The sequence below is a fragment of the Pantoea sp. 1B4 genome (genome assembly GCF_016925765.1).
GTDB lineage: Bacteria > Pseudomonadota > Gammaproteobacteria > Enterobacterales > Enterobacteriaceae > Pantoea > Pantoea agglomerans.
Window position 1 is genome coordinate 2,760,725 of sequence record NZ_JAEUWZ010000001.1, and the last position, 16,223, is coordinate 2,776,947.

The 16,223-nt window shown below is 54.4% G+C and carries 9 protein-coding genes; 7 read left to right on the forward strand and 2 right to left on the reverse strand.

The features are described 5' to 3' along the window. Window positions 1–159 precede the first annotated feature (159 nt). Genes JNO11_RS13295 through rcsB form a run of 3 tightly spaced genes read left to right on the forward strand, consistent with a single transcriptional unit; the run spans window position 160 to window position 4,643 of the window. On the forward strand, window positions 160–1,314 hold the full coding sequence (locus JNO11_RS13295) for an MFS transporter (RefSeq protein ID WP_010248386.1): 1,155 nt from the start codon (window positions 160–162) through the stop codon (window positions 1,312–1,314). A 19-nt stretch (window positions 1,315–1,333) separates the two neighbouring features. Then, a complete protein-coding gene (gene rcsD / locus JNO11_RS13300; RefSeq protein ID WP_010248389.1) occupies window positions 1,334–3,991 on the forward strand; it encodes a phosphotransferase RcsD in 2,658 nt (885 codons plus the stop codon). A gap of 1 nt (window position 3,992) precedes the next feature. Continuing rightward, window positions 3,993–4,643 (forward strand): response regulator transcription factor RcsB, encoded by a 651-nt coding sequence (gene rcsB, locus JNO11_RS13305; RefSeq protein ID WP_009089068.1) that lies wholly within the window; start codon window positions 3,993–3,995, stop codon window positions 4,641–4,643. Window positions 4,644–4,697: 54 nt separating this feature from the next. On the opposite strand, the gene rcsC is transcribed toward rcsB, so the two are convergent. Together rcsC and gyrA are read right to left on the reverse strand one after the other, a co-directional pair. Then, the gene (gene rcsC / locus JNO11_RS13310) at window positions 4,698–7,550 is read right to left on the reverse strand and encodes a two-component system sensor histidine kinase RcsC (RefSeq protein ID WP_325177413.1); all 2,853 of its coding nucleotides are present in this window, start codon (window positions 7,548–7,550) and stop codon (window positions 4,698–4,700) included. A 689-nt stretch (window positions 7,551–8,239) separates the two neighbouring features. Continuing rightward, on the reverse strand, window positions 8,240–10,912 hold the full coding sequence (gene gyrA, locus JNO11_RS13315) for a DNA topoisomerase (ATP-hydrolyzing) subunit A (protein WP_033772293.1): 2,673 nt from the start codon (window positions 10,910–10,912) through the stop codon (window positions 8,240–8,242). Window positions 10,913–11,089: 177 nt separating this feature from the next. On the opposite strand from gyrA, the gene ubiG reads away from it, so the two are divergent. From ubiG to yfaE, 4 genes are all read left to right on the forward strand, one after another. Beyond that, window positions 11,090–11,815: a bifunctional 2-polyprenyl-6-hydroxyphenol methylase/3-demethylubiquinol 3-O-methyltransferase UbiG gene (gene ubiG / locus JNO11_RS13320; RefSeq protein WP_010671459.1), complete on the forward strand. Its 726-nt coding sequence runs from the start codon at window positions 11,090–11,092 to the stop codon at window positions 11,813–11,815. A 526-nt stretch (window positions 11,816–12,341) separates the two neighbouring features. Then, window positions 12,342–14,627: a class 1a ribonucleoside-diphosphate reductase subunit alpha gene (gene nrdA, locus JNO11_RS13325; RefSeq protein ID WP_010258098.1), complete on the forward strand. Its 2,286-nt coding sequence runs from the start codon at window positions 12,342–12,344 to the stop codon at window positions 14,625–14,627. 72 nt (window positions 14,628–14,699) lie between these two features. Further along, a complete protein-coding gene (gene nrdB / locus JNO11_RS13330) occupies window positions 14,700–15,830 on the forward strand; it encodes a class Ia ribonucleoside-diphosphate reductase subunit beta (protein WP_010258096.1) in 1,131 nt (376 codons plus the stop codon). 2 nt (window positions 15,831–15,832) lie between these two features. After that, on the forward strand, window positions 15,833–16,093 hold the full coding sequence (gene yfaE, locus JNO11_RS13335) for a class I ribonucleotide reductase maintenance protein YfaE (RefSeq protein ID WP_010258095.1): 261 nt from the start codon (window positions 15,833–15,835) through the stop codon (window positions 16,091–16,093). Window positions 16,094–16,223 lie beyond the last annotated feature (130 nt).

Here is a 16,223-nt window from a genome sequence, read left to right on the forward strand (position 1 = left end):
GAAAGTTCTGGAAAAAATTCGCAGCGCGACAAAAGTCGGTAAACTCCCGGTTTTGTCATTTATGCCATGTTGCTGCCCCCTTCCTGATAAGAGGCGCAACGACCACTGACTCACGGCCAGTGCTACACTTTTCCGCTTTACCATTGATGAATCTGACCTATGACCGCACTGGACGCTGCACAACAAAACAAACATCAGAGCCGCCTGAACTGGGGCACGCGCACCATCTTTTTAATCAATGGCTTAGGAATGTCAGCCTGGGCTCCGCTTGTGCCGTTTGCCCGCGATCGTCTGCAGCTCAGCGGCGCATCACTGGGCGCGTTACTGCTCTGTCTGGGTATTGGTTCGCTGGCGGCGATGCCGGTGACCGGCACACTGGTGGCGCGGTTTGGCTGCCGTCGGGTGATGTGCTTCTCTACCCTGTTAGTGCTGATGATGATGCCGCTACTGGCCACGGCTGACTCTCATCTGGTCATGGCGGCTGCGCTGATGCTGTTTGGCGCCGGGCTGGGCATGCTGGATGTGGCGATGAATTATCAGGCGGTTCAGGTTGAGCAGGCGGCGGATAAACCGATGATGTCCGGCTTCCATGGCTTCTTCAGTCTTGGCGGGATTCTGGGTGCGGGCACGGTCAGCCTGTTGCTGAGCCAGTCTTTTACACCCCTGGCCGCCACGCTGGTGGTGATGGCAGTGATGTTATTGCTGTTGCTGTGGCGACTGCCGGTCTTAATGAATGAACGCCTGCATCAGCCCGATCAACCCTGGCTGGTGATCCCACGCGGCTGGGTCGCGTTTCTTGGCCTGCTCTGCTTTATCCTGTTCCTGGCGGAAGGGGCCGTGCTGGACTGGGGCGCGCTGCTGCTGTTGCAGAACCCGGAGATGTCACCCGCCTGGGCCGGACTGGGCTATGCGGTCTTTTCCGTGGCGATGACGCTGGGCCGTTTTAGCGGCGATAAGATCATCCAGCGTTTTGGTCGCTACCCGGTGATGCTGACCGGCGCGCTGACCGCCGCCGCGGGCATGAGTCTGGCCGTCTGGCTGCCGTGGCCGGAGATCGCCCTGCTGGCTTTCCTGCTGGTCGGCTTTGGTTTATCTAACACGGTGCCGATGTTGTTCAATGCTGCCGGGAATCAACAGGATATGCCTGCGAACCTGGCGATTTCTGCCATGACAACGCTGGGATATGCGGGTATTCTCTCAGGTCCGGCTTTAATCGGATTCATTTCGCAATGGATCAGCCTCAGCGGCGCATTTTTAGCGATCGCCCTGTTGCTGTTAGCGGTAGCCGCCAGTGCGCGAAAAGTTGCGCAATAATTCAGGTACCTGACACGCTATGTTGTATAAGTTTCCACTGACCTCCGGCAACGTCACCCGCTTTTTTGTGGTTTTCAATCTGGTGCTCCTGCTGGCGCTGGGCTTTATGGTACATAACTCGGTGAATGCCTGGCTGACCGGGAAGCGCTATGCCATGGACGATCTGGCACGTGACGTTCAGAAGCGCATTGATGCCTATCGCTTTGCCACCTGGCAGATCTATGAAAACCTTTCTACCAGTGCGGCAGGTGCAACACCCGGCAGTAACCTGCAGGAGACGCGACTGCGTCCTGACGTCTACTACCTGGAAAAAACCCGGCGTAAAACGGAAGCGCTGATTTTCGGCTCACATGACAGCAGCACGCTGGACATGACCATGCGGATGTCGAACTATCTCGACACGCTGTGGGGCGCAGAAAACCCCACCTGGTCGATGTACTTTTTAAATGGTCAGGACAATAGCCTGATTATGATCTCGACCCTGCCGCTGAAAGATATGGCGACGCGTTATAAAGAGAGTGCCATCAGTTCAATGGTTGATGGCCGTCGTGCTGAGATGTTGCAACAGGCGAATGCGCTCGATGAGCGCGAGAGTTTCTCACCGCTGCGCCACCTCGCCTTCCAGAACGATCACTATTTCACGCTGCGTACCACCTTTAACCAGCCAGGCCATCTGGCCACAGTGGTCGCCTTTGATCTGCCGGTTAACGATATTGTTCCGCAGAACATGCCGCTGGAAAATTTCCAGCTGCGTCAGGACAGCTCAATGCCTGCCAGCAGCAGTGAACAGCAGGAGGTGGAAAATACCCGCATCTCACTGGTTAATCCCAATATCGAGATTACGGCCACCCTGCCCAGCACCTCGCTACAGCTGGTTTATCAGGTGCCGATTGGCCGTCTGATTATCGACACCCTGCATAATCTGCTCTGGCCGCTGCTGATTAACCTGCTGCTGTTCCTGCTTTCACTGGCGGGTATCGTGCTGCTGCGCCAGCAGTCGCTGCGTCCCAGCGAGAACCAGAGCGCTGAACTCGATTCGCTGCGGGTATTGAATGAAGAGATTGTGGCCAGTCTGCCGGTCGGTCTGCTGGTATATGACTTTGCCAGCAACCGCACCCTGCTGAGCAATAAGATTGCTGAACATCTTTTGCCTCACCTCAATCTGCAGAAGATCATTAATATGTCCGACCAGCATCAGGGCGTGCTGCAGGCCACCATTAATAACGAAGTGTATGAGATTCGCCACGCCCGCAGCGTGCTGTCGCCGCATACCCAGCTGTTTATGATGCGTGACCAGGATCGCGAACTGCTGGTGAATAAGAAGCTGCAAAAAGCGCAGCAGGTGCTGGATCGTAACCATCAGATGCGACAGCAGCTGCTGCACAATCTGGGCCACGCGCTGAATCAGCCCCTGGAGAAGATGGTGACGCAGCTGGTACAGCTCAGCCAGCGTGATGCCGATGAGACCGTGCTGGATCTGCTCGATGAGAGTCAGGGGCTGGCGCGGCTGGTGGATGATATCGTGCTGCTGAACCGGCTTGAGGCGCACGACTGGTCACCCGATGCGACCGTCTTTAACCTGCAGGAACTGCTGGATGAGATCGCGCTGGAAAGCCTGCCGCTGATGCGCCGCAAAGGGCTGTCGCTGGTGGTGAATAATCACCTGGCTAATGATGAGACGCGCTTTGGCGACCGTCGCGCCCTGCGTAAAGTGCTGACCACGCTGATGCACTACGCCCTGACCACCACCCGCTGGGGGAAAATCACCCTGGAAGTTAAGGCTGCGGACAAGCAGGCCGATAGATTGATTATCGAACTGGTGGATACCGGTGCGGGCCTGACGGTGGATGAACTGGCCAATGTCGACTTCCCGTTCCTGGGTGATACCAGTCAGGATCGCTACGGACAGGCTTCTGGCATGGCGTTCTTCCTCTGTAAGCAGCTCTGCAAGCAGATGGGTGGCAGCCTGGATATCGTGGCAAAAGCGGATATCGGCACGCGCTACAACATGCAGTTGCCGCTGGTGCTGGAGCAGAAGCGCGAAGAAGAAGAGGAAAAAATTCTGGATGGCGTTACCGCGCTGGTGGAGATCACCGTGGAGGACGTGCATAAAATTGTCTGCCGCCATCTGGAAAACTGGGGAGCGCGTTGTCTGACACCCGACGAGCGCATTTCCGGTCAGGATCACGATGTGCTGGTGACCGACGATCCATCAAAGCTTAGCGGCTGGGCACTGCTGCTGGCGGAAGATGAACTGGGGCATCATGCACTGAACGACCAGCAGTATCGGGTCAATTTCAATCTCAGTAATGCGCTGCTGGATGCATTGCTGGCACTGATAGAGAAGCAACTGTCGCATGATGTGATGGATAACGACACGGAAGACGACGCGGCCACGCCATTGATGAGCGGCGGCTATTTCCAGCTGTTTACGGAGACAGTACCGGTTGATGTGAAGAGGCTGTATACTGAGTCGGCGGAAAAGGACTACGCCTCGCTTGCTCAGACAGCGCATCGCCTAAAGGGCGTGTTTGCCATGCTCAATCTGACTCCCGGCAAACAGCTTTGTGAAGAGTTAGAACACCACATTAAAGCGTGTGACGATTCAAACATTACAAATACCACCAGTGATATTGACGCTTACGTCAATCAACTGCTGCAGCAAGGTAACCAATAAGATGAATAACTTAAACGTAATTATTGCCGATGACCATCCAATTGTCCTTTTCGGTATCCGAAAATCTCTGGAACAAATTGAATGGGTTAACGTTGTAGGTGAGTTCGAAGACTCAACAGCACTGATCAATAATCTGTCCAAGCTTGACGCCAACGTCCTGATCACCGACCTCTCTATGCCAGGTGAGAAGTATGGCGATGGTATTACGCTGATTAAATATATTAAACGCCACTACCCGGATCTCTCGATTATTGTTCTGACCATGAACAATAACCCGGCGATTCTGAGTTCAGTGCTTGATCTCGATATCGAAGGGATTGTACTGAAACAGGGCGCGCCAACCGATTTGCCAAAGGCACTGGCTGCACTGCAGAAAGGCAAGAAATATACGCCGGAAAGCGTTGCGAAACTGCTGGAGAAAATCAGCGCGGGTGGTTATGGCGACAAACGCCTGTCACCGAAAGAGAGCGAAGTGCTGCGTCTGTTTGCAGAAGGTTTCCTGGTCACCGAGATTGCCAAGAAGCTGAACCGCAGTATCAAAACCATCAGTAGCCAGAAGAAATCAGCGATGATGAAACTGGGCGTGGATAACGATATCGCACTGCTGAACTACCTGTCGTCTGTCAGCCAGACTCAGGTCGAAAGAGACTAAGTTACTTCCTGAGGCGGTGCAGCCTGCACCGCCTCGCCTCTGCCCTTTCCTGCCCTACCCCATCCGCGTTTTACGTACCCGATCAGCATAGATTGCCAGCGTCACTTTCAGCACATCTAACGTCACCGGTTTCGACAGGCAGTTATCCATGCCCGCATCCATGCAACGCTGTTTCTCTTCCGCCAGCGCATTCGCCGTCACGCCAACTACCGGGAAGAGATGGCCCAGCTGACGCAACCGCTGCGTCAGGCGATAACCATCCATATTCGGCATGTTCACGTCGGTCAGTACGATATCAATCTCATTACGACTCAGTACATTAAGTGCATCAACGCCATCCTGCGCAGTCTTCACCTGATAGCCCAGCGTGCCGAGCTGTTCCGACAGCAGCATGCGGTTAATCGGATGGTCATCGACAATCAACACCATGATGTCATCGTTATGCACTTTCTCTTCTACCGGTGCGGCCAGCAACAGCGCATCTGCGGCGTCGTTGCCCAGTGCGATTCGATAGATGCGCGCCAGCAGCGCCGGAACCTCATGCAGCGTGGCGGTAGAGTGGATCCAGCGGCCAGGCTGACGTTCACGCGGCATATCCACATGCGATCCATCGAAAGTGACCAGCGCCCGCAGCGGAACATCAATATCCAGTTCGTAATCGGTCATCACCACATCGTCGTGGCCGGGCTTACCGTTATATTCTGCGACCTGAATGCCCTGCTGCTGAATCTGACGCGTGATAAATTCCGCGAGGTACTCGTTGCGCATCGCCAGCCAGATTTTCTTATCCTGTAAATCCTCCAGCAGCATCAGTGACGGCTTCTGCCCTTTGTAGATTGGAATACGCACAATAAACTGGCTGCCCATACCTGGCTCTGAGTCGACCTCAATGTCGCCGTCCATCATATTGATCAGCTTTTCACAGATCGCCAGTCCCAGCCCGGTGCCCTGGAAATTACGCTGCACGCCATTTCCTACCTGGAAGAAGGGATCAAACAGGCGTGGCAGCTCTTTTGCCGGAATGCCGACGCCAGTATCACGGACGCGGAATGCCAGATAGCCCTGCGAAACGTAAGCGTGGAGGATAATACAGCCCGTATGCGTGAACTTAATCGCGTTATTCAGCAGGTTCGAGATCACCTGCTGCAGACGCAGCGGATCGCCGTCCAGCACCTGCGGAACGTCATGTTCGATAAAGCAGTAGAGCGTAAGCCGCTTCTTCACCACCAGCGACAGATAATTGCCGACGATGTGGGTCACGATTTCACGAGGTGCAAACGGACGCGGCTCAATTTTCAGCTGCTCTGATTCGATTTTTGAGAAGTCGAGAATATCGCTGATGATTTTCAGCAGCAGGCTGGAGGAGTTGTTCATCGCCGTCACCAGCGAGTCGATACCGCTGGGCAGCTCTTTGGTCTGCAGCAGATCGAGATTCCCGATAATGCCATAAAGCGGCGTGCGCAGTTCGTGACTGACCGTGGCAAGGAACATCGATTTTGACTGGCTCGCCTGCTCTGCCGCGTGGGCCATCTCCTGCAGCGACTGCTCCATCCGCACGCGCGCCGAGACATCGACCAGCACGCAAATCGCCACGTTCTCATTACGATAGCGCGAATGCACAAAGCTGATTTGCAGGTTGGTATTACTGCCGGTGAGCACATCGACAAAGTTGACCTGCTGCCCGCCAATAATCTCATTCAGCCGTAGGCGATCTTCCTGCGTCAGCAACGTCAGATAATTGTGCGCCAGCTCGTTACTCAGAATATTGGTGCCGTCGCTGGTGCGTAAAATACAGATCCCGACCGGCGCAGAGGCGACAATCTTACGGTTAAACTGCTCATGCTCTTCCAGCCGGTGCGCATTCTCCTCCGCCGGCAGGAACATCCGGCGCTCAAACAGCCAGGCGAGGGTAAACAGAATGACAGCGCTGAAAATATTGAGCAGCAGCGCATTAATGATCATCAGCTTGAGCTGATCCACCATCACGTCGGTAGATATCGACCACACCACGTTAAGATCGGAAGGCGGCAGCGGCTTTTTCAGAACCAGCTGACGATAACCATTCAGGTATCCGAACCAGGTTTTATCATCAGGAAGACTATCGAGCGAGAAGCCCAGCCCGCCGCGCCGCGAATTTAGCAGTGGACGATAATTTTCATCGGTAATGGACGCGATAATCGGCAGGCTGCCCGGCTGAATAAACTCATCCAGACGGATATTCTGTTCGACGCCAAGCAGCGCCTGTAACTTATTAGCAACGTAGACGGGCACCACCATAAAGAAGGTTCCGACGCCTGGCTGAGCACTGCTATTAATCCAGTACATCGGATTGCGGCGATCTTCTTCGCTGCTATTGCGATAGCGCAGCACATTCTCACGCAGCGATTTCAGGCTGCGTTCCCGGTCAGCATTGCTGCTGCCAATCGTGAAGTCGGCCAGACACTGACTCTCGCCACCGATAAAGAACACCCGATTCAGCTCATACGATGAGGCGAAGTTACTTTTCCAGTAATTGATGTAGTAACTGAGTGAATCGAGCGAGTTGCGCCAGGTATTGCTCATCGAGGTACAGTCGCCATCCGAAAACAGGGGCGTAAACTGCGGCTGGGATGTTTTACCTGGCATCATACCGGTCAGCACATCCAGACCGCTGCTGGCGTTGGTTAAGCGGTTCTCGGTGATATATTTCAGCTCACGCATCATGTCCGCCGAATGGCGCACATACCACTGTATGGTGCCGTAGTTGCTGGCAAACTCCTGCCGAACCTGCGTCTCTTTATTGTGCAGCACGCTGATAATGTAAAACGCAGTAAGAACGGCGCCCAGCGTCCAGATTAGCAGCGCCAGCGCGCGGAAAAGATAGCGCGAGATGCGAAGCGTAGTGCGGAAAGAGACAGGATATTTCAAAGGTAACTCGCAGTTGGCAAGGTTAGTCGCATCATCGATTTTTAATGCCCATACACTAGCTTTATCGGACGTAAAAAAGCCAGCCAGCCGCAGGCTTAGCGGGCGGTTTGAGAATCTTTTAAGACAGCCAAAGCAACATCTTTATCTTAGGAAGAAGTCGCCGCCTCTCCCCCCTCAAACAAATGCACGCACACATCTCCTTAAAGCGACACCACAACCCCAACAAGAAAGGCCTGCTATGCCCGAAGAGCAAAGCGTCCACGCCAGGGATGGCGTGGCCGATCCGCATGGATGCGGGAATCCTTTGCGATCGGGCACAGCAGTCCTTTCGACGGCTCCCATCTGACTGCCATCAGCCAGCCATTTTCCCGCCCCGCCTCTAAGACCTCAAACAACACGCCCATCCCCCTCAAAGCGACACCCAAATCCCAACAAGAAAGGCCTGCTATGCCCGAAGAGCAAAGCGTCCACGCCAGGGATGGCGTGGCCGATCCGCATGGATGCGGGAATCCTTTGCGATCGGGCATAGTGGGCCTTTCGGCAGCTCCCGACTCACAGCCATCAGCTCCCAGCCACCAGCCATAAGCTCTCTGCCCCCCTGCAATCTCCCCATCACACAAAAAAAACGGCAGGCCGGGTTTCCCCAGACCTGCCGTTTCTGCAACGAACCTCAGCTCACGCCAGACAAATTACTCTTCGTCTTCAGCCGCGTCGTCTTCGTCTTCTGCATCCGCTTCCGGCGCAATCTCTTCATCGTCGTTCTCTGCTTCCGGCGCGATATCTTCCTCGCCTTCCGCCACGCTACCGTCGATTGAATCCAGCTCTTCTTCTTCAACCGGCTCGGCAACACGCTGCAGACCCACGACGTTCTCATCCTCTGCGGTACGAATCAGAATCACACCCTGGGTATTACGACCCACGACGCTCACTTCTGAAACGCGGGTACGCACCAGCGTACCGGCATCGGTGATCATCATAATCTGATCGCCATCAACGACCTGAACGGCGCCAATCACCGGACCATTACGTTCGGTCACTTTGATTGAAATAACACCCTGAGTCGCACGCGACTTGGTCGGGTATTCGCTGTTGGCCGTACGCTTGCCGTAACCATTCTGCGTCACGGTCATAATTGCACCCTCTTCACGCGGCACAATCAATGACACAACGCGATCGCCTTCAGCCAGCCTGATGCCGCGTACGCCAGAGGCGGTACGACCCATCGCACGGACTGCGGTTTCTGCAAAGCGCACCACTTTACCGGCCGCTGAGAACAGCATCGCTTCATCGTTACCGTTGGTCAGCGCCACACCGATCAGCTCATCGTCGTCACGCAGATTCACGGCAATAATGCCCGCGCTGCGTGGACGGCTGAACTCTTTCAGTGCGGTCTTCTTCACGGTACCGAGCGCGGTGGCCATAAAGATATTAAAGCCTTCGGTATACTCACGTACCGGCAGAATCGCCGTAATACGCTCGTTGGCTTCCAGCGGCAGCAGGTTGACGATTGGACGTCCACGTGCGCCACGGCTTGCTTCCGGCAGCTGGTAAACCTTCATCCAGTAGAGACGGCCACGGCTGGAGAAGCAAAGAATCGTGTCATGCGTATTGGCGACCAGCAGACGATCAATGAAGTCCTCTTCTTTGATACGTGCGGCTGACTTGCCCTTACCACCACGACGCTGCGCTTCATAGTCGGTCAGCGGCTGATACTTCACATAGCCCTGATGCGACAATGTCACCACAACATCTTCCTGATTGATCAGGTCTTCGATATTAATGTCAGCCGTGTTGGCAGTAATCTCTGTGCGACGCTCATCACCGAACTGATCACGCATCAGCTCCAGCTCTTCGCGGATCACTTCCATCAGACGGTCCGCGTTCGACAGAATGCGCAGCAACTCAGCGATCTGCTCCAGCAGCGCTTTATACTCATCCAGCAGCTTCTCGTGCTCAAGACCAGTCAGTTTCTGCAGACGCAGATCCAGAATCGCCTGAGCCTGCTGCTCGGTCAGATAGTATTGACCATCACGGATGCCATATTGTGGATCCAGCCACTCCGGACGCGCGGCGTCATCACCAGCACGTTCCAGCATCGCTGACACGTTACCGAGAGCCCACGACTGCGCAATCAGACCCGCTTTTGCTTCTGCCGGGTTTGGTGCACGACGAATCAGCTCGATGATAGGATCGATATTCGCCAGCGCAATCGCCAGACCTTCCAGAATATGCGCACGATCGCGTGCTTTACGCAGTTCAAAGATAGTACGACGCGTCACAACTTCACGACGATGGCGAACAAAGGCGTCCAGAATCTCCTTCAGCGCCATGATCTTCGGCTGACCCTGATGCAGGGCGACCATGTTGATACCAAACGAGGTCTGCAGCTGGGTCAGTGAATAGAGATTATTCAGCACGACTTCGCCAACCGCATCGCGCTTGATCTCAATCACGATACGCATGCCGTCTTTATCAGACTCATCGCGCAGTGCGCTGATGCCTTCGACACGCTTCTCTTTCACCAGCTCCGCAATCTTCTCAATCAGGCGTGCCTTGTTAACCTGATACGGCAGCTCATGAATGATGATGGTCTCGCGGCCCGTTTTAGCATCGGCTTCCACTTCGCCACGCGCACGAATATAAATTTTACCGCGTCCGGTGCGGTACGCTTCTTCGATGCCACGGCGACCATTGATGATAGCGGCGGTCGGGAAATCAGGCCCCGGAATGTGCTCCATCAGCTCTTCAATGCTGATGTCTTCATTTTCAATGTAAGCCAGACAGCCGTTAATCACTTCACGCAGGTTATGCGGCGGAATGTTGGTTGCCATACCTACGGCGATACCGGAAGAGCCGTTCACCAGCAGGTTAGGGATTTTGGTCGGCAGAACTTCAGGGATCTGCTCAGTGCCGTCGTAGTTCGGTACGAAATCGACGGTATCTTTTTCCAGGTCAGCTAACAGGTCGTGGGCGATTTTCGACATGCGAATTTCGGTATAACGCATCGCCGCGGCGGAGTCGCCGTCGATGGAACCGAAGTTGCCTTGTCCGTCCACCAGCATGTAACGCAGGGAGAAAGGCTGGGCCATACGTACAATGGTGTCGTAAACGGCGGAATCACCATGCGGGTGATATTTACCGATAACGTCACCGACGACGCGGGCAGATTTTTTATAGGGTTTGTTCCAGTCGTTACCCAGTACACTCATCGCAAAAAGTACGCGACGATGAACCGGCTTCAGGCCATCACGCACATCGGGTAAAGCTCGGCCAACGATGACCGACATGGCGTAACCGAGGTAAGAATTTTTTAATTCTTCTTCGATATTGACCGGTGTAATTTCTCTCGCAAGGTCGCTCATGGAGCCGCTATCCCTCTACTTAATCCCGGATTTTAAAGGTGCGAAAGTATATCACACTGCAATGCTCTGGTGAACGCTAACCACCGATTTCACCCGCTTTTCCTTGCGCCTGAAAGGTGTGCCATCTGCGGTTAAGCGTTTATACTGTGGGCACATTTTGTCAGGAGTTACGATTCAATGAATGCACAACCGCAGAATCATCAGCAGAACGTCGATGCGCAGGAAATTGCCAAGTTTGAGGCCGTTGCCTCGCGCTGGTGGGATCTGGAGGGTGAATTTAAACCGTTGCACCGCATTAACCCGCTGCGCCTGGGCTATATCGCGCAGCACAGCAACGGCTTATTCGGTAAAACCGTGCTCGACGTCGGATGCGGCGGCGGCATCTTAGCCGAAAGCATGGCGCGTGAAGGTGCCGTGGTCACGGGCCTGGACATGGGCGCGGAACCGCTGGCCGTGGCGCGCCTGCATGCTCTGGAGAGCGGAGTGACGCTGGACTACGTGCAGCAGACCGTAGAAGAGCATGCGGAGCAGCACGCCGGAAAATATGATGTGGTGACCTGCATGGAGATGCTGGAGCACGTGCCGGATCCGCGCTCAGTCGTTCACGCCTGTGCGAAGCTGGTCAAACCCGGCGGCGAAGTCTTTTTCTCTACGCTGAACCGCAATCCAAAAGCCTGGCTGCTGGCGATATTTGGTGCGGAATATGTGTTGCGCATGCTGCCGCGCGGCACCCATGACGTGAAGAAATTTATCCGTCCTTCCGAACTGCTGGGCTGGGTCGATGAAACGGCCCTGCGTGAACGCCACATCATTGGCCTGCACTACAACCCGGTGACTAACCGATTCAAACTGGCTCCCGGCACTGACGTGAATTATATGGTGCACACCCACCGCGCCGTCTGAGTGACCCGCCCGCCTGAATCAGGGCGGGCATCTCCTCTTCTGCGCCCGTTCTCCCTGTGCCGGTCACAGCACTCACCGCGCCAGAGGCATTCTGATGTCTGCCAATAGGTTACATCAGCCCGGTTCCATCCTCTTCAGCGTTACCGCATCCGGTTCTCTGCTGACCAGCAACCCGCTAGCGGCTTTTAGCCATTTTTCATCCCTTTTCCTGCTGAATCCTGAGTATTGAATAAGAAACACGCGCCCGATCATAATAAGAAAAAAAAGTGTGATCTGGTTGACATGATGCCAGGCCTTACAAGGCGTGGGCTAAGAAATTTCGCAAGAATTACAACCCCTCCAGCCATCATTTTTTGCTCTTGTTAAGCGGCCGTAAAATACTAAAATATGCCCCCATGTAGTTATGGCTTTTCCCATCACCCCCTAGATGTAGTGTTTATCCACACATTATTCACAATGAATAGGCTGTGTATAAACCGGGATTTCTTTTAATTTTTGGATACTCACGCAAAGGTAAAAACGCGACATGAACCAGAGTCTGCTCGTTACTAAACGCGATGGCCGCCAGGAGCGCATTGATCTCGACAAAATTCACCGTGTGCTGGACTGGGCAGCTGAAGGGCTGAACAACGTCTCAGTTTCACAGGTTGAGCTGCGCTCTCACATTCAGTTCTATGATGGCATCAGAACCTCTGACATTCATGAGACCATCATCAAGGCCGCAGCAGACCTCATCTCCCGCGATGCCCCTGACTATCAGTACCTGGCTGCCCGCCTGGCGATCTTCCACCTGCGCAAAAAAGCGTATGGTCAGTTTGAGCCGCCAAAGCTTTATGACCAGGTCGTTAAAATGGTCGACATGGGCAAATATGATCGCCACCTGCTGGAAGATTACAGCCAGGAAGAGTTTGCGCAGATGGACGAGTTCCTCGACCACTGGCGTGACATGAACTTCTCCTATGCCGCTGTGAAGCAGCTGGAAGGCAAATATCTGGTGCAGAACCGCGTTTCGGGTGAAATCTACGAAAGCGCGCAGTTCCTCTACATACTGGTCGCCGCCTGCCTATTCTCCGGCTACCCGCGCGACACGCGTATGGATTACATCAAGCGTTTCTATGATGCGATCTCGACGTTTAAAATCTCCCTGCCGACGCCAATCATGTCTGGCGTACGCACCCCAACACGTCAGTTCAGCTCCTGTGTACTGATCGAGTGTGGCGACAGCCTGGACTCCATCAACGCCACCTCCAGCGCGATTGTGAAATATGTCTCTCAGCGTGCCGGCATCGGTATCAACGCCGGTCGTATCCGTGCGCTGGGCAGCCCGATTCGCGGCGGTGAAGCGTTCCATACCGGCTGTATCCCGTTCTACAAGCATTTCCAGACCGCGGTGAAGTCCTGTTCTCAGGGCGGCGTTCGTGGCGGCGCAGCCACGCTGTTCTACCCGATGTGGCATCTGGAAATCGAAAGCCTGCTGGTGCTGAAGAACAACCGTGGTGTTGAAGGCAACCGCGTGCGTCACATGGACTATGGTGTACAGCTCAATAAGCTGATGTATCAGCGCCTGCTGAAAGGCGAAGATATCACCCTGTTCAGCCCGTCTGACGTGCCTGGCCTGTATGACGCATTCTTCGCCAATCAGGATGAGTTTGAGCGCCTCTATACCAAATATGAGCAGGATCAGAGCATCCGCAAGCAGCGTGTTAAAGCGGTCGATCTCTTCTCACTGATGATGCAGGAACGCGCCTCTACCGGCCGTATCTACATTCAGAACGTCGATCACTGCAACACCCACAGCCCGTTTGACCCGAGCATTGCGCCGGTTCGCCAGTCTAACCTCTGCCTGGAAATCGCCCTGCCGACCAAACCGCTGGAAGATGTTAACGACGAAAACGGTGAGATTGCCTTGTGTACGCTCTCTGCGTTCAACCTCGGCGCCATCGAAAGCCTCGACGATCTGGAAGAGCTGGCTACCCTGGCAGTACGCGCGCTTGATGCGCTGCTCGACTATCAGGACTACCCGATCCCGGCGGCCCAGCGTGGCGCGATGGGTCGTCGTACCCTGGGTATTGGCGTCATTAACTACGCCTACTATCTGGCGAAGCATGGTGTGCGCTACTCCGATGGCAGCGCCAATGGCCTGACGCACAAGACCTTTGAAGCGATTCAGTATTACCTGCTGAAAGCCTCAAACGAGCTGGCGAAAGAGCAAGGTGCCTGCCCGTGGTTCAATGAAACCACCTATGCGCAGGGCATTCTGCCTATCGACACCTACAAGAAAGATCTGGACGCGATCAGCAACGAACCGCTGCATCTCGACTGGGAAAGCCTGCGTGAAGAGATTAAAACGCACGGCCTGCGCAACTCGACCCTGTCTGCGCTGATGCCGTCTGAAACCTCGTCGCAGATCTCCAATGCCACCAACGGTATTGAGCCTCCGCGCGGTCACATCAGCATCAAAGCGTCGAAAGATGGCATCCTGCGTCAGGTCGTACCGGAGTATGAGCGTCTGAAAGATCAGTACGAACTGCTGTGGGAAATGCCGAACAACGATGGCTACCTGCAACTGGTGGGTCTGATGCAGAAATTCATCGACCAGGCGATTTCGTCCAACACCAACTACGATCCGTCGCGCTTCACCAACGGTAAAGTGCCGATGAAACAGCTGCTGAAAGATCTGCTGACGGCGTATAAGTTCGGCGTGAAAACGCTCTACTATCAAAACACCCGTGACGGTGCTGAAGATGCGCAGGATGACCTGGCACCTTCTATCCAGGATGATGGCTGCGAGAGCGGCGCCTGTAAGATCTAATGGTCAGGCGGGAGAATCTCCCGCCTCATTCATTTCACGAGGCCTGGCTTCGTCTACTTTTGGACAACTTTTATGGCTTACTCCACTTTCTCACAGAACAAAAATGATCAGCTGAAAGAGCCGATGTTTTTCGGTCAGTCCGTAAACGTGGCGCGCTTCGACCAGCAAAAATATGACATCTTTGAAAAGCTGATCGAAAAGCAGCTCTCCTTCTTCTGGCGTCCGGAAGAGGTCGACGTTTCACGCGATCGCATCGATTACCAGGCGCTGCCGGATCATGAAAAACATATCTTTATCAGCAACCTGAAGTATCAGACGCTGCTGGATTCGATTCAGGGCCGCAGCCCGAACGTCGCGCTGCTGCCGCTGATCTCGATTCCTGAACTGGAAACCTGGATTGAAACCTGGGCGTTCTCAGAGACGATTCACTCCCGTTCTTACACCCACATCATCCGTAATATCGTTAACGATCCGGCAGTGGTGTTTGACGATATCGTCACCAATGAGCAGATTCTGGCGCGTGCTCAGGATATCTCACGCTATTACGACGATCTGATTGAGATGACCAACTACTGGCATCAGCTGGGTGAAGGCACGCATCAGGTCAACGGCAAACCGGTTGTCGTCAGCCTGCGCGCCCTGAAGAAGCAGCTCTATATCTGCCTGATGAGCGTCAATGCGCTGGAAGCGATCCGTTTCTATGTCAGCTTCGCCTGTTCATTCGCGTTCGCTGAACGTGAGCTGATGGAAGGCAATGCCAAAATCATCAAGCTGATTGCCCGCGATGAAGCGCTGCACCTGACCGGCACCCAGCACATGCTGAATCTGCTGCGCAGCGGTGAAGACGATCCGGAGATGAAAGAGATTGCGGCAGAGTGCCGTGAAGAGTGCTTCGAGCTGTTTAAGAAAGCAGCGCTGCAGGAGAAAGAGTGGGCAGAATATCTGTTCAGCGGCGGCTCAATGATCGGCCTGAACAAAGATATTCTCTGCCAGTACATTGAGTACATCACCAATATCCGTATGCAGGCTGTTGGCCTTGATTTGCCGTTCCAGACGCGCTCAAACCCAATCCCATGGATTAACTCCTGGCTGGTCTCTGACAACGTTCAGGTTGCGCCACAGGAAGTGGAAGTGAGCTCCTATCTGGTGGGTCAGATCGATTCTGAAGTAGGCGCTAACGACTTCGACGACTTCCAGCTTTAATTATGAGCCGCGACGTTGTTATTCTGCGCAGTTCCGGCACCCGGCTGGAATGCACAGACGAACATACCAATCTGCTGACGCTGCTGGAAGCCAACAATCTCTGCGTGGAGTTTCAGTGCCGCGAAGGTTATTGCGGCTCCTGCCGGATGCGGCTGCTGAAAGGCGAAGTGCATTACCCACAGCGGCCGCTGGCCTTTGTGCAGCAGGATGAGATCCTGCCCTGCTGCTGCAAAGCCAAAGGCGAGATTGAGCTGGAGTTATAACTGAGGTGGAATAAGTCTGGCTTGATTTGCTGTGAGATCGAGTCAGCTTAGGGAACACGGTCAGATCGGAAAGACGCAAAAAGCGTCATCCCTGACAGCTCGGCCCGCGCGATTACGCACCTCATCCCTG

Bases quoted from the DNA above. Each gene is read 5' to 3' on its own strand.
- JNO11_RS13295 (WP_010248386.1), top strand. From the start codon at position 160: ATGACCGCACTGGACGCTGCACAACAAAACAAACATCAGAGCCGCCTG.
- rcsD (WP_010248389.1), top strand. From the start codon at position 1,334: ATGTTGTATAAGTTTCCACTGACCTCCGGCAACGTCACCCGCTTTTTT.
- rcsB (WP_009089068.1), top strand. From the start codon at position 3,993: ATGAATAACTTAAACGTAATTATTGCCGATGACCATCCAATTGTCCTT.
- gyrA (WP_033772293.1), bottom strand. From the start codon at position 10,912: ATGAGCGACCTTGCGAGAGAAATTACACCGGTCAATATCGAAGAAGAA.
- ubiG (WP_010671459.1), top strand. From the start codon at position 11,090: ATGAATGCACAACCGCAGAATCATCAGCAGAACGTCGATGCGCAGGAA.
- nrdA (WP_010258098.1), top strand. From the start codon at position 12,342: ATGAACCAGAGTCTGCTCGTTACTAAACGCGATGGCCGCCAGGAGCGC.
- nrdB (WP_010258096.1), top strand. From the start codon at position 14,700: ATGGCTTACTCCACTTTCTCACAGAACAAAAATGATCAGCTGAAAGAG.
- yfaE (WP_010258095.1), top strand. From the start codon at position 15,833: ATGAGCCGCGACGTTGTTATTCTGCGCAGTTCCGGCACCCGGCTGGAA.